The 22,124-nt window shown below is 34.8% G+C and carries 16 protein-coding genes; 11 read left to right on the top strand and 5 right to left on the bottom strand.

Going from position 1 to position 22,124, the window contains the following annotated elements; all coding sequences use genetic code 11:
- Positions 1–121: 121 nt before the first annotated feature.
- From A9Q93_RS13965 to A9Q93_RS13955, 3 genes are all read right to left on the bottom strand, one after another.
- Positions 122–1,651 (bottom strand): Na(+)/H(+) antiporter NhaB, encoded by a 1,530-nt coding sequence (locus A9Q93_RS13965; protein ID WP_303688016.1) that lies wholly within the window; start codon positions 1,649–1,651, stop codon positions 122–124.
- Positions 1,651–2,877 carry a Glu/Leu/Phe/Val dehydrogenase dimerization domain-containing protein gene (locus A9Q93_RS13960; protein ID WP_303688015.1) on the bottom strand — a complete coding sequence of 409 codons (1,227 nt, stop codon included), beginning with the start codon at positions 2,875–2,877 and terminating at the stop codon, positions 1,651–1,653. Before A9Q93_RS13960 ends, A9Q93_RS13965 begins: the two co-directional genes overlap by 1 nt.
- Positions 2,878–2,942: 65 nt before the next feature.
- Positions 2,943–3,998: an anhydro-N-acetylmuramic acid kinase gene (locus tag A9Q93_RS13955; RefSeq protein ID WP_303688014.1), complete on the bottom strand. Its 1,056-nt coding sequence runs from the start codon at positions 3,996–3,998 to the stop codon at positions 2,943–2,945.
- Positions 3,999–4,077: 79 nt separating this feature from the next.
- On the opposite strand from A9Q93_RS13955, the gene A9Q93_RS13950 reads away from it, so the two are divergent.
- The 4 genes from A9Q93_RS13950 to rlmN all read left to right on the top strand — a co-directional run bounded on the left by A9Q93_RS13950 (position 4,078) and on the right by rlmN (position 9,340).
- Positions 4,078–5,220 (top strand): acyl-CoA dehydrogenase, encoded by a 1,143-nt coding sequence (locus A9Q93_RS13950; RefSeq protein WP_303688013.1) that lies wholly within the window; start codon positions 4,078–4,080, stop codon positions 5,218–5,220.
- 89 nt (positions 5,221–5,309) lie between these two features.
- A complete protein-coding gene (gene galE, locus A9Q93_RS13945; protein WP_303688012.1) occupies positions 5,310–6,338 on the top strand; it encodes a UDP-glucose 4-epimerase GalE in 1,029 nt (342 codons plus the stop codon).
- A gap of 217 nt (positions 6,339–6,555) precedes the next feature.
- Positions 6,556–8,223: a T9SS type A sorting domain-containing protein gene (locus A9Q93_RS13940; protein ID WP_303688011.1), complete on the top strand. Its 1,668-nt coding sequence runs from the start codon at positions 6,556–6,558 to the stop codon at positions 8,221–8,223.
- Between the two features lie 76 nt (positions 8,224–8,299).
- A complete protein-coding gene (rlmN, locus tag A9Q93_RS13935; protein WP_303688010.1) occupies positions 8,300–9,340 on the top strand; it encodes a 23S rRNA (adenine(2503)-C(2))-methyltransferase RlmN in 1,041 nt (346 codons plus the stop codon).
- Positions 9,341–9,611: 271 nt separating this feature from the next.
- Here the strand turns inward: rlmN and A9Q93_RS13930 are convergent, their stop codons facing one another.
- Positions 9,612–11,213 (bottom strand): T9SS type A sorting domain-containing protein, encoded by a 1,602-nt coding sequence (locus A9Q93_RS13930; RefSeq protein ID WP_303688009.1) that lies wholly within the window; start codon positions 11,211–11,213, stop codon positions 9,612–9,614.
- Between the two features lie 326 nt (positions 11,214–11,539).
- On the opposite strand from A9Q93_RS13930, the gene A9Q93_RS13925 reads away from it, so the two are divergent.
- The 4 genes from A9Q93_RS13925 (at position 11,540) to A9Q93_RS13910 (ending at position 18,175) form a co-directional block, all read left to right on the top strand.
- Complete coding sequence (locus tag A9Q93_RS13925) at positions 11,540–12,640, top strand: T9SS type A sorting domain-containing protein (RefSeq protein WP_303688008.1); 1,101 nt, start codon at positions 11,540–11,542, stop codon at positions 12,638–12,640.
- Between the two features lie 141 nt (positions 12,641–12,781).
- Positions 12,782–13,759, top strand: coding sequence for a polyprenyl synthetase family protein (locus A9Q93_RS13920; RefSeq protein WP_303688007.1), 978 nt, complete (start codon positions 12,782–12,784; stop codon positions 13,757–13,759).
- Positions 13,760–13,880: 121 nt separating this feature from the next.
- The gene (gene der / locus A9Q93_RS13915) at positions 13,881–15,185 is read left to right on the top strand and encodes a ribosome biogenesis GTPase Der (RefSeq protein WP_303688040.1); all 1,305 of its coding nucleotides are present in this window, start codon (positions 13,881–13,883) and stop codon (positions 15,183–15,185) included.
- Between the two features lie 215 nt (positions 15,186–15,400).
- A complete protein-coding gene (locus tag A9Q93_RS13910) occupies positions 15,401–18,175 on the top strand; it encodes an outer membrane beta-barrel protein (RefSeq protein WP_303688006.1) in 2,775 nt (924 codons plus the stop codon).
- Here A9Q93_RS13910 and A9Q93_RS13905 read toward each other — a convergent pair.
- Positions 18,172–18,315 carry a hypothetical protein gene (locus A9Q93_RS13905; protein WP_303688005.1) on the bottom strand — a complete coding sequence of 48 codons (144 nt, stop codon included), beginning with the start codon at positions 18,313–18,315 and terminating at the stop codon, positions 18,172–18,174. The two genes, A9Q93_RS13910 and A9Q93_RS13905, sit on opposite strands and share 4 nt — an antisense overlap.
- 145 nt (positions 18,316–18,460) lie before the next feature.
- Here A9Q93_RS13905 and A9Q93_RS13900 point away from each other — a divergent pair, with 145 nt between their 5' ends.
- From A9Q93_RS13900 to A9Q93_RS13890, 3 genes are read left to right on the top strand one after another with little or no spacing between them, the layout of a single operon-like run.
- Positions 18,461–19,162 carry a glycosyltransferase family 2 protein gene (locus tag A9Q93_RS13900; protein ID WP_303688039.1) on the top strand — a complete coding sequence of 234 codons (702 nt, stop codon included), beginning with the start codon at positions 18,461–18,463 and terminating at the stop codon, positions 19,160–19,162.
- A complete protein-coding gene (locus A9Q93_RS13895; RefSeq protein WP_303688003.1) occupies positions 19,159–20,652 on the top strand; it encodes a cellulose synthase family protein in 1,494 nt (497 codons plus the stop codon). The genes A9Q93_RS13900 and A9Q93_RS13895 overlap by 4 nt, the downstream gene beginning before the upstream one ends.
- Positions 20,652–22,064 carry a hypothetical protein gene (locus A9Q93_RS13890; protein WP_303688002.1) on the top strand — a complete coding sequence of 471 codons (1,413 nt, stop codon included), beginning with the start codon at positions 20,652–20,654 and terminating at the stop codon, positions 22,062–22,064. The genes A9Q93_RS13895 and A9Q93_RS13890 overlap by 1 nt, the downstream gene beginning before the upstream one ends.
- Positions 22,065–22,124: the final 60 nt, after the last annotated feature.

Here is a 22,124-nt window from a genome sequence, read left to right as displayed (position 1 = left end):
TTAGTATGGTTGATAACGCAGTTTATTACTCATTCATTGTATAAACTGTGTATTTGATTTATTAAAGTTATGCTTTCGCGAAAGCGAGAACATCACAAACTCTTACAATAATACTCTTTTATTATAAAAAGTACCAAACACAGCCTAAACCTACAAGAGTTAGTACAATTGTATATGGTAATGCCATTTTAACCATCTTACCATAAGACAAGTTAATGAGTGGTGCTAACGCTGAGGTCAATAAAAATAGGAATGCGGCTTGCCCATTAGGCGTTGCAACACTCGGTAGATTAGTTCCAGTATTAATTGCAACTGCAAGGTGCTCATATTGATCTCTAGTTATTGTTCCGGCTTCGTATGCGTTACTTACCTCGTTAATATAAACGGTTGCCACAAAAACATTATCAGATATCATACTTAAGAATCCGTTTGCAAGGTAAAATATACTAGGCTGTGTAGAAGGATCTTGTTCCAGTGCCCATTGAATGATAGGTGCAAATAAATGCTGATCATGTATCATCGCAACGATTACAAAAAACACTACTAACAGTCCTGTAAATGGAAGAGCTTCTTCAAATGCTTTACCTAGACTATGCTCATCAGTGATTCCCATGAATGCAGTTTGTATAACTATAAGACCTAGTCCTATAAATCCTACGGGAGCAACGTGTAATGCTAGTCCTGCTATAAGTAATACGGCTGAAATCCCTTGAACTACCAATGCATATTTTTCTTTATCGGTACGTTCTGAATCTCTTTTTTCCATCCATCCTTCAATTATAGTGCGTACTACAGGAGGCATTTTCTGACCAAAACCAAAAGTTTTAGTAGTCTCTAAAAAAATCGTGGTCAAAATTCCTGCCGCGAGAACCGGCATCGTAACCACAGTCATCACCTTAAAGAACTCAATAAAATCCCAACCCATTTTAGAACCTATCAATAGGTTTTGAGGTTCTCCTACGATTGTACAAACACCACCTAAAGCGGTACCTACAACTCCGTGCATCACTAGACTACGCAGGAAAGAACGAAACTCTTCTAAAGTCTCACCACTCAGCTGCTTTCTGTCTAAAGTGTTATCGTGATCTAAATCTAAATCGCTGGAGTGTATTTTATGATATACATTATAGAATCCTATCCCAACACTTATTAGAACTGCTGTTACAGTTAATGCATCTAAAAAGGCAGATAAAACGGCGCTTATTAATAGAAATACTAGAGATAATGCAAGCTTTGACTTGATTTTAGTAAATAGCTTTACAAAGATGTACATCAGTAATGGCTTCATAAAATAGATACCAGCAACCATGAAAACTAGAAGTAAAATAACTTCTAGATTCTGAGCAACCTCTGCATACACACCACCTAGAACATGGTTTCCGGCTTCATCATAAAGGAACTCATGCGTATCATGATCCTTTGCATACATAGGGTGTGTTAAGCCTAATGCAAGTACTTGTATAGCAAGTAATCCACCAGATTGCAATGGATAACATTTTAAAGCCATTGCTAGGCAAAAAATAAATTCTCCTATGAAAATCCATCCCATTACCGTACCGCTAAGTGTGAAATAACCTATAATGTTAAAAATAAGAAAGGCGATTATCGTTAATTTAAACCACCTAGGACTATTACCTAAAAAATATTTCATCAAACTAATTGTTTAAGTGCAATTTCAAATGCAGTAGAACTGATTTGCTTTTTTGAACTGTTGTTATTAAATGTATTCTGAATTGCGTTGCGTATAGTCATGCTTGTATCATTGAAAATAGCCTCGTCCGTCATTTGAACGCGACGCTCCATGAAATAAGCAAAAACTCGTGCCATACCACAGTTGGAAATAAAATCTGGAATAAGACTTACTTTTTCATCTGTGTGTTCCATAATAGAACCGAAGAAGATTTCCTTATCTGCAAAAGGAACGTTTGCACCACAAGAAATTACTTCTAGACCAGAAGAAATCATTTGATCAATTTGTTCTTGAGAAATTAATCTAGAAGCAGCACATGGAGCAAAGATTTCTGTTTCTATATTCCAAATGCGTTTATTAACTTCTTCAAAAGAAATTAATTCTTTTGCTCTAAGGGTATTTCCATCTTTATTTAAAAATAACTCTGTAATTTCTTGATGAGAAAAACCATCTTCATTTATAAGACCACCTACACGATCTATAATTCCTACCACTTTTGCACCCATTTGTGAAAGATAGAAGGCGGCAGCGCTTCCTACATTACCAAATCCTTGTACAACAGCACGTTTACCTTTTACATCGCCTCCGTAAATATCATAGAAATGTTTTACAGCTTCAGCAACGCCAAATCCGGTAATCATATCTGCTACAGTATATTTTCTTGAAACGTCTGGAGAAAACGTAGGATTCTCTATTACTTTAATCACACCTTGACGCAGCTGTCCTATTCGGTTAATTTTATCTGCCTCAGTAGGAGCAAAGTGTCCATTAAAAACACCTTCTTGTGGATGCCACACACCACAATCTTCAGTCATAGGAATCACCTCGTGAATTTCGTCTACGTTTAAATCGCCACCAGTACCGTAATAACTTTTGAGTAATGGTGATACTGCTTTATACCAGCGTTCTAAAACCCCTTTTTTACGAGGATCTTGTGGATCAAAATTTATTCCTGATTTTGCACCACCTATTGCTGGTCCAGAAACGGTAAACTTGATTTCCATAGTTTTTGCAAGAGAAAGCACCTCATTTTTATCAAGTCCTTTTCTCATTCTGGTTCCTCCACCAGCGGCTCCACCGCGCAAGCTGTTAATTACAGTCCATCCTTCGGCATCAGTTTCAGGATCATTCCAGTGAAAAACAATTTCTGGATCGGCATTTTCATAACGTTTAAGAAGTTCCTTCATAGGCTGTCATAAGTTTGCACAAATATAATGGAACTGCAATTGTAAATAGACATTTTTACAATTTCTTAAGGTACGTAAATTTTACCGCTGCTGTGATCGTGCAACGCGCCGGTCACACTGGCTAGACAGTTATTCTCGTTACGCAACTTTAATACACCTAGAAATGCAAATATTAGAGCTTCTTTGTTTTCTACGATAATATCATCTGGTATGAGTAGTCTTGCGTCTGTAAATTCTTTTATTCTTTCTATTAAATATGTATTGAATGCGCCTCCACCAGTTATAAATAGACTCGCATTAGGTTTTATTTGATTTGAAATTTGAATTGCTACATGCTCCGTAAACGTAGCTATAATATCATGGCTGTCTGATATTGTGTCTAGAATCTTAAAAATGTTCTCGTTTACCCATTCGATGCCTAGTGATTTAGGGGCTTTTAAGTGGTAGAAATCTAGACTATTTAATTTCTTAAGGATAGAGGTTTTTACGGTTCCCGCTTTCGCGAAAGCGCCACCAGTATCATACTCTTTACCTAAATTCAAAGCATAGTGATTAAGAACAACATTTACAGGACATATGTCATATGCCACTCTTTTATGGTTACTGGAGAAACTAAGATTTGCAAATCCACCGAGGTTGAGACAATAATCATAATTGCTGAATAACAACTGGTCACCAATGGGTACTAATGGAGCGCCTTGCCCTTTTAATGCAACGTCTTGTACTCTGAAATCGCAAACTATCCTATTGTTAATGAGGTTTGCAAGCTCTGGTAAATTTCCTATTTGAAGGGTTAGTCCTTTATCAGGTTCATGGAAAATAGTGTGGCCATGAGAGCAAACTGCTATAAGGTTGGCGATATTATTTTTTGTAATGAAGAGATTGATATTCTCGGCCAGATAATTCGTGTATTCCTTATTTAATGATGAAATGGAAGTATTATCATCATGAATAGCATCTTTTAATTTTTGTTTCATAGCAGCAGAATAGGGAAACGTTTCGGCTGTATGAATTTGAAAGCTCCAGCGGTCTTTACGTACTAAGGTAACGTGTGCAATGTCAATGCCGTCGAGGGATGTTCCAGACATAACTCCTAAAACGTTATAGTACTGATGATTCATATCTTAAAGTTGTTGAAATTAGACTAGAATAGCATTAAATTTGCAAAACGGAAAAATAACTAAAAAAATAAAATACTAAATGGATTTTGGCCTAACAGAAGAGCATCTGATGATAAGGGATGCTGCGAGAGATTTTGCAAGAACGGAATTATTACCAGGTGTAATCGAGCGAGATAATCTTCAAAAATTCCCTGCTGAGCAAGTTAAGAAAATGGGTGAGCTAGGTTTTCTAGGAATGATGGCATCTCCTAAATACGGCGGTGGTGGCATGGACACAATTTCTTATGTCCTTGTTATGGAAGAGCTTTCTAAAATAGATGCAAGTGCTTCGGTAATTGTTTCAGTAAACAATTCTTTAGTTTGTTGGGGTTTAGATACCTATGGAAATGAGGCGCAAAAAGAAAAGTATTTAACAAAGCTTACTACAGGAGAGTCTATAGGAGCTTTCTGTTTATCAGAACCTGAGGCTGGTAGTGATGCTACTTCTCAAAAAACAACTGCCATTGATAAAGGTGATCACTATGTGCTTAATGGTACAAAGAACTGGATTACTAATGGAAATAGTGCAGATTATTACCTAGTAATAGCGCAAACTGACAAAGAGAAAAAGCATAAAGGAATTAATGCTTTTATCGTAGAAAAAGGTTGGGACGGATTTGAAGTAGGTGTAAAGGAGGATAAATTAGGAATACGTGGTAGTGATACGCACTCTTTAATATTTAATGATGTAAAAGTTCCTAAAGAAAATAGGATAGGTGAAGATGGATTTGGTTTCAAGTTTGCTATGAAGACACTTTCTGGTGGTCGTATAGGAATTGCCGCTCAAGCTTTAGGAATTGCTTCAGGAGCTTATGAGCTAGCTAGAGATTATTCTAAAGTAAGAAAAGCCTTCGGTACAGAGATATGCAATCATCAAGCAATTGCCTTTAAACTTGCAGATATGCATACTAATATTACTGCTGCACGTCATTTAGTAATGCAAAGTGCTTGGGATAAAGATCAAGGTCGCAATTATGATATGAGCGGTGCTATGGCAAAATTATTTGCTTCTCAAGTAGCGATGGATACTACAGTAGAGGCTGTGCAAGTGCATGGTGGAAATGGGTATGTAAAAGAATATCACGTAGAACGATTGATGAGAGATGCAAAAATCACTCAGATTTATGAAGGAACTAGTGAAATTCAAAAAATCGTTATTTCTAGAGGCTTGTTAAAAGATTAACTGCCACTATATTTATTATATGTAAGACAGCTGCAATTTGCAGCTGTCTTTTTTTATTATCTAAAGTATTAAATTGTAGTTTTGTTAATATGAAGATATTAGTTACCGGAGGATTAGGCTACATAGGTTCTCATGTAGTAGTAGAGTTACAAAATTTAGGTTATGATGTTATTATCGTTGATAATTTATCAAATGCATCTCTTAATGTTTTAGAAAATATTACCTCTATAACTGGTAAGCAACCTGCCTTTCATAAACTGGATGTAAGCGACAAGAATGCACTTTTTACATTTTTTAAAAATCATGAAGATATAGGTGGTATCATACATTTTGCGGCATTTAAAGCAGTAGGCGAGAGTGTATTGAATCCCTTAAAGTATTATGAAAACAATATAAATTCTCTAGTGTATCTCTTACAAAATATTCAAGAAAGGAATGTGAGCTTCATATTTAGTTCCTCTTGTACAGTTTACGGGCAAGCAGATGTCTTGCCGGTGACCGAAGATTCACCAGTAAAACCAGCCGAATCTCCTTATGGTAATACTAAACAAATAGGTGAGGAGATCATTAAGGAGACTTGTAAGGTGAATTCGAACTTAAAAGCAATTTCTTTAAGATATTTTAATCCTATAGGTGCTCATGAGAGTGCAAAAATAGGTGAGCTACCTTTAGGTGTTCCACAAAACCTGGTTCCTTATATAACACAAACAGCAATAGGTTTAAGAGAGCAGTTATCAGTATTTGGGACAGACTACCCTACGCGAGATGGTACGGCTATAAGAGATTATATTCATGTGGTAGATCTTGCTAAAGCTCATGTAGCATCGTTAAAAAGGTTGTTGTTAAATGAGGCTGATACAAACTACGAATACTTTAATGTAGGAACTGGCGATGGGTCAACGGTTATGGAGGTTGTTACAGCCTTTGAAAAAGCTACAGGAGAAAAGCTTAATTATAAATTTAAAGAGCGCAGGTCAGGAGACGTTATAGCTGCTTATGCAGATACAACTAAGGTAAGCGAGACTTTAGCATGGGAAGCAAAATATTCTTTAGAGGAGTCGTTACTTAGTGCTTGGAATTGGGAAAAACAAGTGAGAAAAAGTGACATCGTAGGCTAACTCATCAGCTTGTATTTAAAGCTACACTTTTTTTAATTGAACAGAGCATTTTATTAAATAACACCTTATTGAAATATTTATCGGTATAATTAGAATAGCTCTGCCTTTAACTTTGTCAGTTTTTTCGTTAAGTTTTGGTTAACATTTTAACTTTAGTAATTATGTGGAATTACATGTTTGAATTATCTTGCTCATCTATTCCTAAAACTATTAAATTATGAGAAAAGTTTACTTGCTTATTGCGCTTTTTGCTTGTCAACTAGCGGTAGCACAAGTAACTAATGAAAGCACACCCAAGAGTTGGGATTTAGCTTTTAAAAGTCAACCCCAGAAGATTACTATGCCATCAATTGATCTTGAGGCAATACAACAACAAGATGCTATTGATGATCAGATTAGAAATAAACCGTATAAATTTGGACATAAAATCCCTGTTGATTTAAATCTGTTCAATTCCGGCTTATGGACAGAACTTGAGAATGGTGACCGTTTATGGAGATTAAATATTGAATCTAAAGGCGCTAGAACAATTAACTTTCTTTTTGATAGGTATGATTTACCAGTAGGTGCAGAGATGTATCTTTATAACAATGATCGATCTGATCGAATGGGACCTTATACTGAAAATGAAAACCAGGAGGACGGAATCCTTGGGTCATGGATTATTTACGGTGATAACGTTTGGATTGAATATTATGAACCTGCTGCTGTTAAAAATCAAGGGAGAATTTCTATAGAGCAAGTAGTTCACGGTTATAGAGGATTTGGTATTGAGGAAGAAAATTATCTTAAGCTCAATGAGTCTGGATCTTGTAATGTTGATGTGCAGTGTAATCCTAATCTAGGATCTTCTACTGGTACAGATTGGACAACTATAAGAGATAATTATAGACAAGCGGTAGCTCGCATTATTATTAATGGTAATGGTTTATGTACTGGAACTATGATCAATAATGTAAGAGAAGATGCGACTCCTTATTTTTATACCGCAAACCACTGTCTTGGAGCAAGTGATGGTGCTTCAAGTTTCTATAATGCAAATAATTGGTCATTTGGTTTTGAGTGGTTCACTAATACACCAGATTGTGCCACTTTTGCTAATACTACTGGTCCATTTAATCCAACGCAAGTTTTAAATGGTGCCTCATTAAAAATGAATCACGGTTTTAGTGATACAGCACTTTTTGAATTGAATCAAACTCCTCCAGCATCATGGAATTTGTATTATGGTGGTTGGGATCGTACGACTACCGTACCTACAGAACAATTAGGTGTGCATCATCCTAGTGGTGACATAATGAAGTTGTGTAGGAATGATCAAGCTGCTGTTGCTCAAAACGTGACTATAGGTGGAGTTACCGCAAATACGTGGGCTATTGCAGACTGGGATTACGGAGTTACCGAAGGTGGATCTTCAGGTAGTTGCCTTCTTAATAACAGCGGTCAAATCATAGGAGAACTGTATGGTGGTGCTGCATTTTGTAATGGTACGGTAGATAATGGACAACCTGATTTTTATGGGAGATTTAGTACCGCATGGAATGGTGGAGGTTCTCCTGCTACCAGACTAAGAGACTGGTTAGATCCAGATAACACATCACCTAATACTTTAGATGGTGAGTTTTATGATATTCTTAATAATGAAGAGATTAATGCTGTAATTAGTATTGAAATTTACCCTAATCCATCCTCAGGATTAATAAATGTGATATTAGAAAATCCTGCTTCTTACGATGTATTTGATTTATCAGGAAAACTTATCCAATCTGGATCTTTTAATCAAGTAGAAAACCAGTTGAATATTAAAGAACTTGCAAATGGTATTTACTTTTTAAGAATACAAGATGGTAACAATTCTATTACCGAGAAAATTTCTAAAATTTAAATTCATATTTTAATAAAACTCTTAATGAACGCGTTGCAAGATCATGTAATTTTGCAACGCGTTTTTATTTAAAGATTTGAAAGAGAAAAAAAGAGACATAAGGGCATTAACTAAAGAGCAACTAAGAGACTTCTTTATTGAAAAAGGAGAAAAAGCTTTTAGAGGTAATCAAGTATATGAGTGGCTATGGAAGAAAGGTGCGCATTCATTTGATGATATGACTAATCTTTCAAAGGAAACAAGAATTTTTTTAGATACCCATTTTGAAATCAATCATATCAAAGTAGATGACATGCAAAGAAGCCAGGATGGCACCATAAAAAATGCAGTAAAATTACATGATGGTCTTACGGTGGAGTCTGTTTTAATTCCCACGGCAACGCGTACTACAGCTTGTGTATCTTCTCAAGTAGGTTGCAGTTTAAATTGTGAATTTTGTGCTACGGCAAGACTAAAACGCATGCGTAACTTACTGCCCGATGAAATTTATGATCAAGTGGTAGCTATAGATCAGCAAAGTAGGATGTATCATGGCTTCCCATTGTCTAATATCGTTTTCATGGGAATGGGAGAACCATTGATGAATTATAACAACGTTCTCAAGTCTATAGAGAAAATAACTGGTGAAGACGGCTTAGGAATGTCTCCTAAAAGAATCACCCTTTCCACCAGCGGTGTTCCTAAAATGATGAAAAAGCTGGCAGACGATGGCCCAAAATTTAATCTAGCACTATCATTACATAGCGCTATTGATGAAAAGCGCACTAAGATCATGCCCTTTAATGAGCAATTTCCGCTTGCTGATATAAAGGAGGCCTTAAAATACTGGTATGATAAAACAGGTACTAGAGTCACTTATGAGTACGTAGTCTGGAAAGGTATAAACGATACCATTGATGATGTTCATGAATTGATCAAATTTTGTAAAGTCATCCCTTGTAAGGTTAACATCATAGAATATAATTCTATCGATGATCCTAGATTTGAGCAAGCTAGTCCTCAAGCTATAGATTTATATAAAACTCAGTTAGAACGTAATCACATCATAGTAAATGTACGTCGCAGTAGAGGTAAGGATATTGATGCTGCTTGTGGTCAGCTGGCAAATAAGCATTAACAGGCCTTTCAATAGTTCTTTAAATTCATATCCTTTTTTATATATCTAGCTATTTAAAATTCCGCTTTCGCGAAAGCGATGCAGATTTACCAAATTACGTGTGTTAGATCTTCATATATAAGTATTCTCATAATCCAAAGAGACAAATTAATTATAGAAGGTGTTTGAATATCTTGAGATTAAATTATAGAACAAATAGTTCTGTTAATCTAAGTACATAAAAAAGCACCTCAATTGAGGTGCTTTTTAATTCATAATTTCAAAGTGTAAATTATTTTACAAACTTAATAGAATGTGTTTTTCCTTTAATATTTATTTGTGCAAAATAAAGCCCGTCACTTGCTGCATTTAAATCTATGGTCGTAGAAGAAGCATTCACATTTTGGGTAGCAATTTGTTGACCTAGTAAATTGTAAATATTGATATCATCAATTTTGCCATCGGTAATTTCAAGATTAAAAGTATTTGTTATACTGTTAAAAAAGTAATTAAGGTTAACATTATTTGCATCATCGACACTTAAGGTTGAATTAAGTGTTACTGCATCAATAAATACTGTATTTGCGGTTGTAACACCTACGAGAATATTAGACTTATCTCTAATTCCAAAATAATAATCTCCAGAAGTTGCAGGTGTAAAACTACCACTTCTTACTTGATATGCGATGTTATTCATGTCATCATAAGTGGCAAGAACTGTATTGTTCATTCCATCGTTTGTAGTGGCTGCTACGATTTCTATGTCTTTGTTAGGTGTTACAGCATCTGATACTACTCTGTTTCTTTGATCAAATCCAAAAGTGTAAGTCGTTCCACTAGTAAGGGTAAATGGCCCAAGATATATTGTAGCGTCTGCATCATCATTAATAAAGGTATTGTTAGAGAACATAAAACTTATACCATCACTGGCAAAATCATTAGTTGTATCTCCATCTGTTAAATCATCTTGAGCAAATGACCAATTGTTTGTGTTTGTGAAAAAACTTAAACCAAAATTTAATAATAAAGCTTGATTTGCTGCTGGTTCAAAACCTTGTGAATATGGGAAAGTTATTCCTGGTATAGGTGTAGTTCCTACTATAATTTCTATCCAGTCTGATAGTAAGCCACCAGCGCAAGACTGTCTTACAAATACGTTGTAAGATACACCAGGTGTAAGGCCGGTTAATTGATAGCTATTACCACCGACTACTGAATCTACAGTTCCACCAGCGTCTCTCACGGCATATGGGTACTCACCATATCTAATATCAAAATCACCTGAATTATCCCATGAAATATCTGCAGTGGTGTTTGCTATTGTTGCTGAATCAAAAGTTAGGTTATTAGGAACGTCACAAGCTGGTGCTTCTTCTACAAGGATGTCATCAAGGTTAAAAGATGCTCCGTCGCTTCCAGTATAGTTAATTTCAATAAATACATTATTTAGGCCCGCGTAAGCAGTAAGATCTAAAGTAACTTCAATCCACGTAAAACTAGTGAAGACGCCTAGATCATTTTCTGTCCACAATGCTGTTGTATTAGCTCCTTGTCTAGCTGAGATAGTAATATCATAATTGTTATTGGGGTCAACAGCCCAAAAATAGCTTAAGTTCACAAAGAGGCTTAGTTCTGGTGCTGTGGCAGATGTAAAATCTAATGCTGGAGAGATCAGAGTTTCATCTTGAGCAATTAGTGCTGGATCATACTGTACTTCTGCAGAACCTGTACCAGTATTTGCAGTTGTGGACAATTCAAAACTATAATTTGTATTTGTGCTATTAAGTGTCCATCCCGCTGGTGGAAAAGCACCGCCTTCAAAACCTTCAGTTAGATATTGACCATAGGAAAGAGCTCCTATAAACAGAATGATAATAAATGTAATTTTTTTCATTTCAAAGAATTTTTGTTTTAGATGAAATAAATATAAAGGTTTCTTACTAAAGTGTTTAATGATTTTTCAATAATTAAGGTGTTTGGTTAACTTTAATTGAGCTTTTTCGACAGAAAGAATTGTTTTTAAGATTAACGTGAAGACTATTGGTCATTTTACCGGATAATATTTATTTATTGTTAAATACATTGATACGTTTCTAGAGAAGGTATGTCTAGTTTTTTTTGCTTTATAAGTGCCCATTTTAACTTACATCACATTTCTTTTAACATATCTTTTAATAAAATTTTGTTTAATTAATTAATTTTACGAGAAATTCCCATAAAATGAAAAAAACTATACTTTTAATTGGAGCGTTTGCTCTAAGCTTAACATCATTCAGTCAAGTGCTGGAACAAGAAAATTTTAATAATTTAGTACCTGGAGATGTCGGTACTGTCTTTGACGCTAGTGGAGCAGGTCAAGGTGGATTTTTTACACTGGCGACAAATGGAGACGCAGCGTCAACAACCACTAATGCTGGAAATTCAAACTTTCAAATCGCTACGGTAAGAAATAGTACTGAACAAAACTTTAATCTAACTGGGCCAGATGGAGATCAAGGTGTAAGAGCTATGTGGAGAGATGGTCTTGATATGTCATGGACTAGCAGGACTGTAGGTAATGATGTAATTGAATTAGAATACACTTTTAACACAGGTCCTACTACGACTAGTAAAAACCAGATTGGTATGAGGATTTTTGCAGACAATCCGAGTACAGATCCTAATGCGCCAGCAACAACATCTTGTGTTGGTTATTCTTATGAAACTTCTACAGGCGAGTTGTTCGGGATAGCTTATCTTAATAATGGTGGTACTGAAGGAACCTTTAGAATAGGACTTTCAGCTACAGGACTAATTCTTTCTCCTAATACAGACTATACTATAGGGTGTTCTTATAATGTGGCAACAGGTGAGGTTTTATGGAAGACAGACCCAAATGCCGGAAACGCAACTATAGGTAGCGCTTTTTGGGTAACTAATCAAGTGCCTTTAGAAATTGATTTTTTAGCTTTTAGTACTGCTGCAAATCCTAATGCAACACCACCAGTGACTGCAAATACATCTGCCACTACACTAACTTTTAAAGATTATGTTTCTAGAGCTGTTGCAACTAGTAACTTATTGAGCAATGAAGATGAGACTCTTGATGAAGTAAGTGTAAAGATTTTCCCTAATCCAGCGACTGACATTTTAAACGTGTCTAGTCCTACGCAACAATTAACATCTCTTGAGATTGTAGATCTTAACGGTAGATTGATTAAATCTCTAGAAGTAAATAACACAGAAGTAAATGCAAATATTGAAGATTTAAAGCCAGGTCTTTATATTTTAAATATTTCAAGTAATGATACAGTCATTACAAGAAAATTTGTGAAGGAATAATAAGACTATATTCATAACTCTTAATAATCAGGCTTTCTTAGTAAGAGAGCCTGATTTTTTTTGAAAAAGAATTAGTAAAAATTCTAAATGTTAAGTTACAGTTCTTACTTTACATTTGCTCTATCATTATATTTGTAACTTATGAAAATCGTAGAGCAAATTAAAGAGCCTATAGCTCATGAAATGGAGCTTTTTGAAAAGAAGTTCCATCTTTCCATGGCTTCTCGTATAGCTCTACTTAATCGCATTACCCATTTTATTGTAAATCGCAAAGGAAAGCAAATGAGGCCCATGTTTGTTTTTCTTGTGGCCAAAATGATAGGAAAAGGTCAAGTAAATGATCGTACCTATCGTGGTGCATCTGTAATTGAGTTGATTCATACAGCTACGCTAGTACACGATGATGTAGTAGATGATAGTCTTAAGCGACGTGGCTTTTTCTCTATTAATGCATTATGGAAAAATAAAATAGCTGTTCTTGTAGGAGATTATTTATTATCAAAAGGATTACTTCTTAGCATCGATAATAAAGATTTTGACTTGTTACAAATCATTAGTGTTGCCGTACGTGAAATGAGTGAGGGCGAGCTACTCCAGATTGAAAAAGCTAGAAGACTGGACATCACAGAAGATATTTATTATGATATCATACGTAAAAAAACAGCTACGTTAATTGCTGCCTGCTGTAGCTTAGGTGCCTGTTCTGTGCAACCAGAAGGAGAAGATGTAGAAAAGATGCGCAAATTTGGCGAGTTAATCGGTGTTGCATTTCAAATTAAAGATGACCTATTTGATTATGGAAATCAACGTATAGGAAAGCCTACAGGTATCGATATCAAGGAACAAAAAATGACGCTACCGCTCATTTACAGTATCAATACGGCTTCTTCTAAAGATAAAAAATGGTTGATCAATTCTGTAAAGAAACATAACAGAGATAAAAAGCGTGTACGAGAGGTTATCAATTATGTTAAAACTAATGGCGGTCTAGATTATGCCATCGACTCCATGTATCGATATAAGAACGAGGCACTAGATATTTTAAATACCTATCCAGATTCAGAGTATAAGACTTCCTTGCTTAAAATGGTAGATTATGTCATTGATAGAGCTAAGTAATTAAGTTTTAAGTGTTGGTTTTTCTTCGCTTTCGCGAAAGCGGAACTTTAATCAAACATCTTCTCAATGCTACAGCTCTTATACTCAATAAAAAACTACCTTTGCAAATTCAAATAAAAGTATCATGAGTATAGTAGCAATCGTAGGAAGACCTAATGTAGGAAAGTCTACTCTTTTTAATCGTATGATTCAACGTAGAGAGGCCATTACAGATTCTGTAAGTGGTGTCACTAGAGATAGACATTACGGTAGAAGTGACTGGAATGGTAAGGAATTTTCTTTAATCGATACTGGTGGTTATGTAGTAGGTAGTGATGATATATTTGAAGCTGAAATAGACCAGCAGGTTGAACTGGCTATCGATGAGGCTGACGCTATTCTTTTTATGGTAAATGCCGAGGAAGGTATTACTCCTATGGATGAAGATGTTGCTCAACTATTGCGCAAGGTTACAAAACCAGTTTTTCTTGTTGTTAATAAAGTAGATAATAATAAGAGAGAGCAAGATGCTTATGAATTTTATAATTTAGGCCTTGGTGAATATTTTTCCATTTCAAGTATTAATGGAAGTGGTACAGGAGACTTACTAGATGAAGTAGTAAAAGTTCTTCCTGAAACTGTTGAGGAAAAGAAAGACGATTTACCTCGATTTGCAGTAGTAGGAAGACCTAATGCTGGAAAAAGCTCTTTTATAAATGCCTTAATAGGAGAAGATAGGTATATCGTAACAGATATTGCAGGGACAACTCGTGACTCTATTGATACTAAGTATAATCGCTTTGGTTTTGAGTTTAATCTAGTAGATACTGCAGGAATACGCAGAAAGAAAAAAGTAAGAGAAGATCTAGAGTTTTACAGTGTCATGCGTAGTGTTAGAGCTATTGAACATAGTGATGTTTGTATTTTAATGCTAGATGCAACAAGAGGTTTTGATGGTCAGGTGCAAAATATTTTTTGGCTGGCAGAGCGCAATCGCAAGGGAATTGTAGTTCTTGTAAATAAATGGGATCTTGTAGATAAGGAAACTAATACTGCAAAAGAATTTGAAGCAAAAATCAGAAAAGAAATGGAACCATTTACTGATGTTCCTATTGTTTTTATTTCAGTTTTAAATAAGCAAAGAATTCATAAAGCCATTGAAACTGCTGTGGCTGTGTACAAGAATAGGTCTAAAAAAATCAAAACTAGTCAGCTCAATGAGACTTTGTTGCCTTTAATTGAGAATTACCCACCACCATCACTCAAAGGTAAATTTGTAAAAATTAAGTTTATCACTCAATTGCCTACGCCACAACCGCAATTTGCTTTCTTTTGTAATTTACCCCAATATGTTAGGGATGCATACAAGAGATACCTTGAGAATCAATTACGAGAACATTTTGATTTTCATGGTGTACCTATCAGTGTTTATATGCGCAAAAAATAGATGGATCTTTGATCTAATAAGAAAATTTTCATTCTAGATTTATAAATAAAATTCTACTACTAGTATTTTATGATATCCTGAATATTTTAATTGAGGTCGAAGAATTATTACAGCTTCTTTCTTAACTAAATGTTAATAGGTTGTTTCTTATAAAATTTAACTAATATCCTTGCGTTGAGGATATACCAAATTCTTAGAAACTAACCTTACTCTTAATGAGATTATTCTTTTTTTCATGTTTAGCAACTTTATTTGCTTTGCATTCGACAGCGCAAACATTTAGTATCAAAGGAGTTGTAAAAGATTCCTTGACAAATGAAAAACTACAAAGCGCGACTATTTACCTAGAAAGTGTTAAAGATTCCACGTTAATTACCTACTCGATAACAGATGAGCAAGGAGTATTTGCTCTTTCAGGTAATACTGCTTATGAAGAAGTAAGCTTTATAGCATCTTTTCAAGGTTATAAGACATATACAAAATCTGTAAACCTAAAAGAAACTCGAGAATTAGATTTAGGTGAAATCTTTTTAAGTAATGATATCGAGGCACTCAATAGTGTGCTGGTAAAGGCTAGAAAAGCACCTATAACAGTAAAACAGGATACCTTAGAATTCAATGCAAAGTCGTTCAATACTAAAGCCGATGCCACTCTTGAAGATGTAATGAAAGAATTACCTGGTGTAAAAGTGGACAAGGATGGTAAAATCACGGTAAATGGTAAAGAGGTTTCAAAAATATTAGTAAATGGTAAGGAGTTCTTTGGTGATGATCCTCAGGTAGCACTTAAAAATTTACCCAAAGAAATTATAGATAAAATACAGGTTACAGAGTCTAAAACTGATACTCAAAAGGCTACTGGAGAAGATGGAGATGCAAACGCTAGTGAAATAAATATCACCATTGACGAAGATAAAAATAAAGGCTGGTTTTCTAGATTAACTGCTGGTGGAGGAACAGATGAAAGATACTCCATGAGTGGTATTGCAAACTACTTCAATAAAGACTTTAAGTTAAGTATCTTAGGAAGTAGTAATAACATTAACAGCCCAGGTTTTTCTTTTGATGAGATTTATGATGCTATGGGGAGTAGCGCTTACTCCATTTCTAGAAGTAGTAACGGTAGTTTTGGAATTAATGGTATCAACTTCGGTGGAAGTGGTGGAATTACCTCTAGTGATAGCGCTGGATTAAATATGTCTAACGATTGGGGTAAAACGGTAAGCGCATCTATGAATTACTTTTATGGTGGAGAAAACACCATATCTGCATCAGACACGAGAAGAACAACCTTTTTACCAGACAGAACTTTTAATACAATAGGATCAAATCGTGGAGATCGCACAGGAGATAATCATAGAATTAGTGGTCGCATAGAAGTAAAGCCAGACACGCTTACTTCCTTTAATATTAGACCTACTATAAACTTATCAAACAACTTCAGCGACAACTCCAGCTCCTCAGTCTCTACAGATGAAGAAGGCAACATAATTAATAATGTGGAAACGTCATCTATTTCAAATTCAGATAATCAATCTTTAGGAGCAAACTTTAATTTTTCTCGTAGAACCCAGCAAAAAGGAACTTACTACGGTCTTTACGGTAACGTAAATAAGAATAAAAATGAATCGCAAAGTGACTTTAATAGTATAAGAATTACATTTGATGAATTGGGTAATCCAGAAACTCCAGATATTCAAGACCAGATCATTAATAACAATTCAGAGAACAATAGGTTTTCAATAACACCTTATATTAATAAAAAAATTAGTGAAACACTTACCGGTTCCATAAATTATAATTTTGAAACAGGTAATCAAGAAAATAAGCGTAGTGTTTTTGATCGTGATGGATCAGGAACTTTAATTTTCAACCCTGCATTAAGCAATGATTTTGAAGTTAAAAATCGCCAGCAAAGACCTAGTATAGGTTTGCGGTATAAAAAAGGTGATTTTAGGTTTAACTTGAGCGGTGGGATTATTCATCAAACCTTAGAAAGTGAAGACGTTCTTTTAAACACAAGTTTTGATAAAGAGTTTACAGACCCATATGTAAATGCAAACATGAATTACAAGTTCGGTAAATTTGGTAGGGCATATCTCAATTACCGCAATAGTATAAATGTACCTAGTGTAACGCAATTACAACCTGTAGAAAACAGGACAAACCCACAAAATATAATCATAGGTAATCCAGACCTAGATGCAAGTCAGCGTCATAATCTATATTTCAATCTTAGCAATTACGACTGGGAAAAAGGCTCCGGTTTTTACTCTGGAGGTGGATTTACTTATACAGATAATAGTGTTGCTGCAATTACCACTACTGACGAAGACTTAATTAGAACTACGACCTACGTGAACATAGATGGTGAGTATAACGGCTATTTATACACCAGTTATAGTAAATCATGGAAGAAAGACGACAGAGAAATAGAATTTGACTTAGGAATAGATGCAAACCTATCGCTTAATAAAGGGTTTACTAATGGTCTTGCATTTCAAAGTGAAGCTATACGCATTGCGCCAGAAGTGACACTTGAATACTCTTTGAAGGATTATATAGACGTAGAGCTGGAATATGAAATCAGTGCCAATAGAACTCAATTCGACATTGAAAACATTAGCGATCAAGAATTTGTGAACCATCGCGCTGCCATAGATATTACAACTTCTTGGCCAGAACATGTAATTTTAGGTCTAAGAGGTGAATACAATAAATTTGGAAATATTTCTGGCGATTTTGATGACGATTCCTTTGTATTGATAGGAAGTTTAGGATATAAGTTTTTAAAAGATAAGGCTACAGTAAAATTGAAGGCTTACGATATTTTAAACCAAATCATAGATACGCGTCGTACTATAAGTGATGATTTTGTTTCAGACACTAGTAGTTTGGTTTTACAACAGTATTTCATGCTCAGTTTTACTTATAAGTTCTCGCAATTTGGTGGTAAAAAGCCAGACAGTAATAATGTAATTATGTTTTAATTAGAGGTGAATTTTGTTCTCGCTTTCGCGAAAGCGAGATTTCTACAAACACCTAGGAATTCTTTATTCAAAGTAAAATGAAAGCTCGTCACCTTAGCATCATGTGCTCTTGGTAGGCTTATGTGATGTATTTTACTCAAACGAGTTGTATTCAAAAAAATGTTTGATAGCTATTAAATTAATCTTGCTAGATTATTATAGTTTGTAGAGCTAGGATTAATTCCAGAAATCTAAAGCCACCAATTTCATAATGCTTAAATTGCGCGACTTTTTAATGCCATTCTCCTGAGTTCACTACCCATCATAAGAGTTATCATACCAGCTTATAATGAAGCCGATTCAATTCCGCTTGTCATTAGAGACATTCCTTCCATCGTAGAAGAAATAATCGTATGCAGTAACAACTCAAATGATAACACCGTAATAAACGCTCAAAAAGCAGGTGCTACTGTTGTAGAAGAATCCACTCCTGGTTATGGTAATGCTTGTCTTAAAGGTATAGAATACCTAGAAGGCCTAGAATTGCCTACTGATATTGTAGTATTTCTAGATGGAGATTACAGTGATTACCCACAACAACTTACAGAATTAGTGGCGCCTATAATGGAGGAAAATATAGACTTTGTGGTAGGAGCAAGAGTGAAGCATTTACGAGAATTAGGTTCCATGACGGCTCCTCAAATTTTTGGAAACTGGCTAGCTACTAGTTTAATGAAGCTTTTATTTAATTCTAGATTTACAGATTTAGGTCCCTTTAGAGCTATTAAATATGATAAGCTCAAGGAGCTACAGATGGAAGATCGTACCTATGGATGGACTGTAGAAATGCAATTAAAGGCTTTAAAAAAAGACTTTTCATATAGAGAAGTGCCTATGAAATATAGAAATAGAATAGGTGTGTCAAAAGTTTCAGGTACCGTTAAAGGTGCTATCTTTGCGGGCGTTAAAATTTTAACTTGGATATTTAAATACGGTTTTAAAAAATGATATTGGTCTGGATTTGTATTGTAATTTACTCTATATCGCTAGTGTTGATATTATTTTATGCCTTTGCGCAGCTCAATTTGTTAATTAACTATATGAAAGCGCAAAAGTCAGTTGATCATGCTGCTTTATTAGACTTAAATGATCCTGACCAAGTTCCTTATGTAACGATACAATTGCCCGTATTTAACGAGGCATATGTAATGGATAGACTTCTAGACAATATTGTATTACTCGATTACCCTCGAGAAAAATTAGAAATACAAGTTCTTGATGATTCTACTGATGAGACTGTAGCGTCTACCGCTGCCCATATAGAACGACTTGCTGTAAATGGACTAGACATTGTCCATATTACTAGAACAGATCGTACCGGATATAAAGCTGGTGCCTTAAAAGAAGGTCTTGAGATAGCTAAAGGTGATTTAATCGCCATTTTTGATGCAGATTTCCTTCCAGAAGCTGACTGGTTACAAAAAACGATTCCGCATTTTAAAGATCCCGAGATAGGTGTTGTGCAAACCAGATGGGCGCACCTCAACCGTGATTATTCTATTCTTACCCAAATTCAAGCCTTTGCACTTGATGCCCATTTCACATTAGAACAAGTAGGTCGTAACTCAAAAGGTCATTTTATAAATTTTAATGGTACTGCCGGAGTGTGGCGCAAAGAAACGATATACGACGCAGGAAATTGGGAAGGTGATACCTTAACCGAAGATCTGGACCTGAGCTACAGAGCACAATTAAAAAACTGGAAGTTCAAGTATCTAGAACATGTCACTACACCAGCGGAGTTACCTATTATCATAAGCGCAGCTAGATCTCAACAGTTTAGATGGAATAAAGGTGGCGCAGAGAATTTTAGAAAGATGTTCAAAAGAGTGATCTCTTCTGAGATGTCTTTTAAATCAAAACTACATGGAATTCTACACCTTTTAAACAGTACTATGTTCTTAAATGTTTTGATTGTAGGGATTCTAAGTATTCCTATGTTGTACATTAAAAATGAATACGGCCACTTGAGAGAATATTTTATAGTAATGAGTTTCTTTGTAATCAGTACCATAATATTTTTCTTTTGCTACTGGTATATGTACAAGAAAACTTACGGTGGTGGTTTACAAAACTTCATTTCTTATATAGGAATGTTCTTTACATTCTTTTCCATAGCTATGGGCTTTTCATTTCATAATTCTATTGCGGTTCTTGAAGGTCACGCTGGTAAACGCAGTGAATTTGTGAGAACGCCTAAGTTTAATCTTAAAGCAGTAGGAGGCAACTGGAAAGCAAATAAATACCTGCGTAAAAAAATTAGTCCTCATGTGATCATTGAAGGAATGTTGATGCTATACTTTGCTTTTGGTATGTATTCAGCCTTTGTTGTAGGTGGAGCAGAAAAAAACGGTGATTTTGGACTGTTTCCTTTTCATTTAATGTTATTCATAGGCTTTGGATTTGTATTTATACGTAGCATTACAGAGAAGCAATAATGAAAAATAAGCTCGGTAATATTCTAGGTATTATCAGTTTAATCAGTGTAGTTTTATATGCTGTTTTTTTCTCGCTTTCGCGAAAGCAATTTCTGGAAACCTTTGTTATTTACAGCTTACTGTTTATAGGTCTGCTTGCTATTTATCAAATTAGTAAAAAGGCATTTGTTCAAGATCACAGGCTTTTACCTAAAAGATGGAGTAGTAAATTATTTGATTCTGATATTTTGTTATTTGTATTGTTTGTAGGTGTTTTTCTAAGACTAACACTACTGACATATACGCCTAATCTATCACAAGATTTCTTTAGATTTTTTTGGGATGGGCACCAATTATTAAATGGTTATAATCCCTACCTTTATTTACCAGACGAAGTTATTGCCACTGATGCTTCTCATATCCCAAATGCAACTTTGTTACGCGCAAATATGGGTGCGCTTTCCAGTGGTCATTATACAAATTATCCACCATTAAATCAATTGTTATTTGCCGCAGCCGCATTTTTGGGAGGCAAAAGTATAGTTTTAACGATGGTATGGATGCGTGTTTTTATCATCCTTGCTGAGGTAGGTATTTTTATCTATGGTGTGAAACTACTCAACCTATTAGGAAAACCACCATATCTTATTCTGCTTTATTTTTTAAATCCGTTTGTAATTATTGAACTAACTGGTAATTTACATTTTGAAGGGGTTATGGCTTTTTTCATGCTGTTAGCTGTCTATAATTTGTTTGTTTCGAGACATTTAAGGAGTGCGTTATTCTTAAGTTATGGAATCCTTTTGAAATTACTTCCGGTAATTGCACTGCCTTTATTAATCAGGAGACTAAATATTAAGAAAGCCATCTTGTATTATTTATTTGTAGGTATTGTTATTGTATTAGGTTTTCTTCCTTTTTATAGTAGTGAGTTAATTGCAAAATATTCAAGCTCAGTAGGCTTATGGTTTGGTAATTTTGAATTCAATGCTAGTTTTTATTATATCATACGTGCCGTAGGTTATGAAATAACAGGTTATAATATTATACAGATTGCAGGTAAGATATTGCCTGTAATTACTTTCTTCTCAATTTTTGTAATCGCCTTAAAACGAAAAAATGAAGTTCCAGAAGTGCTATTAATCAGCATTGTTTATTCATACTTCATATACTTATTACTGTCAACAACAGTTCATCCATGGTATCTTACAATACCGTTGCTATTTTCTATCTTTACTAGGTATCGATTTATGCTCGTGTGGAGTTTTTTAATTTTTCTTAGTTATTTGACTTACTCTAATAACTCTTATACTGAAAACCTATGGCTTATACTACTAGAGTATGCTTTAGTGATCGCAATGTTTATGTATGAGTATTACAAAAAACCTAAAAATCATTCATTAGAGGTTGGAAACGTAGCAAAGTTGCCATAAAAATATAAGATTTTAAGTCATTGATCTAAATTTAGAATCACTTGATCGTCTTTGTCAATT

It is taken from the genome of Nonlabens dokdonensis, from assembly GCF_002162835.1.
GTDB lineage: Bacteria > Bacteroidota > Bacteroidia > Flavobacteriales > Flavobacteriaceae > Nonlabens > Nonlabens dokdonensis_B.
This window is presented reverse-complemented; position numbering and strand designations above follow the sequence as displayed.

What these genes read in the sequence shown, in the direction of transcription:
- A9Q93_RS13930 (WP_303688009.1), bottom strand. Translation starts at nt 11,213, where the DNA reads ATGAAAAAAATTACATTTATTATCATTCTGTTTATAGGAGCTCTTTCC.
- A9Q93_RS13955 (WP_303688014.1), bottom strand. Translation starts at nt 3,998, where the DNA reads ATGAATCATCAGTACTATAACGTTTTAGGAGTTATGTCTGGAACATCC.
- A9Q93_RS13890 (WP_303688002.1), top strand. Translation starts at nt 20,652, where the DNA reads ATGAAAAATAAGCTCGGTAATATTCTAGGTATTATCAGTTTAATCAGT.
- A9Q93_RS13910 (WP_303688006.1), top strand. Translation starts at nt 15,401, where the DNA reads ATGAGATTATTCTTTTTTTCATGTTTAGCAACTTTATTTGCTTTGCAT.
- A9Q93_RS13920 (WP_303688007.1), top strand. Translation starts at nt 12,782, where the DNA reads ATGAAAATCGTAGAGCAAATTAAAGAGCCTATAGCTCATGAAATGGAG.
- galE (WP_303688012.1), top strand. Translation starts at nt 5,310, where the DNA reads ATGAAGATATTAGTTACCGGAGGATTAGGCTACATAGGTTCTCATGTA.
- A9Q93_RS13950 (WP_303688013.1), top strand. Translation starts at nt 4,078, where the DNA reads ATGGATTTTGGCCTAACAGAAGAGCATCTGATGATAAGGGATGCTGCG.
- A9Q93_RS13960 (WP_303688015.1), bottom strand. Translation starts at nt 2,877, where the DNA reads ATGAAGGAACTTCTTAAACGTTATGAAAATGCCGATCCAGAAATTGTT.
- A9Q93_RS13940 (WP_303688011.1), top strand. Translation starts at nt 6,556, where the DNA reads ATGAGAAAAGTTTACTTGCTTATTGCGCTTTTTGCTTGTCAACTAGCG.
- A9Q93_RS13925 (WP_303688008.1), top strand. Translation starts at nt 11,540, where the DNA reads ATGAAAAAAACTATACTTTTAATTGGAGCGTTTGCTCTAAGCTTAACA.
- A9Q93_RS13965 (WP_303688016.1), bottom strand. Translation starts at nt 1,651, where the DNA reads ATGAAATATTTTTTAGGTAATAGTCCTAGGTGGTTTAAATTAACGATA.
- A9Q93_RS13895 (WP_303688003.1), top strand. Translation starts at nt 19,159, where the DNA reads ATGATATTGGTCTGGATTTGTATTGTAATTTACTCTATATCGCTAGTG.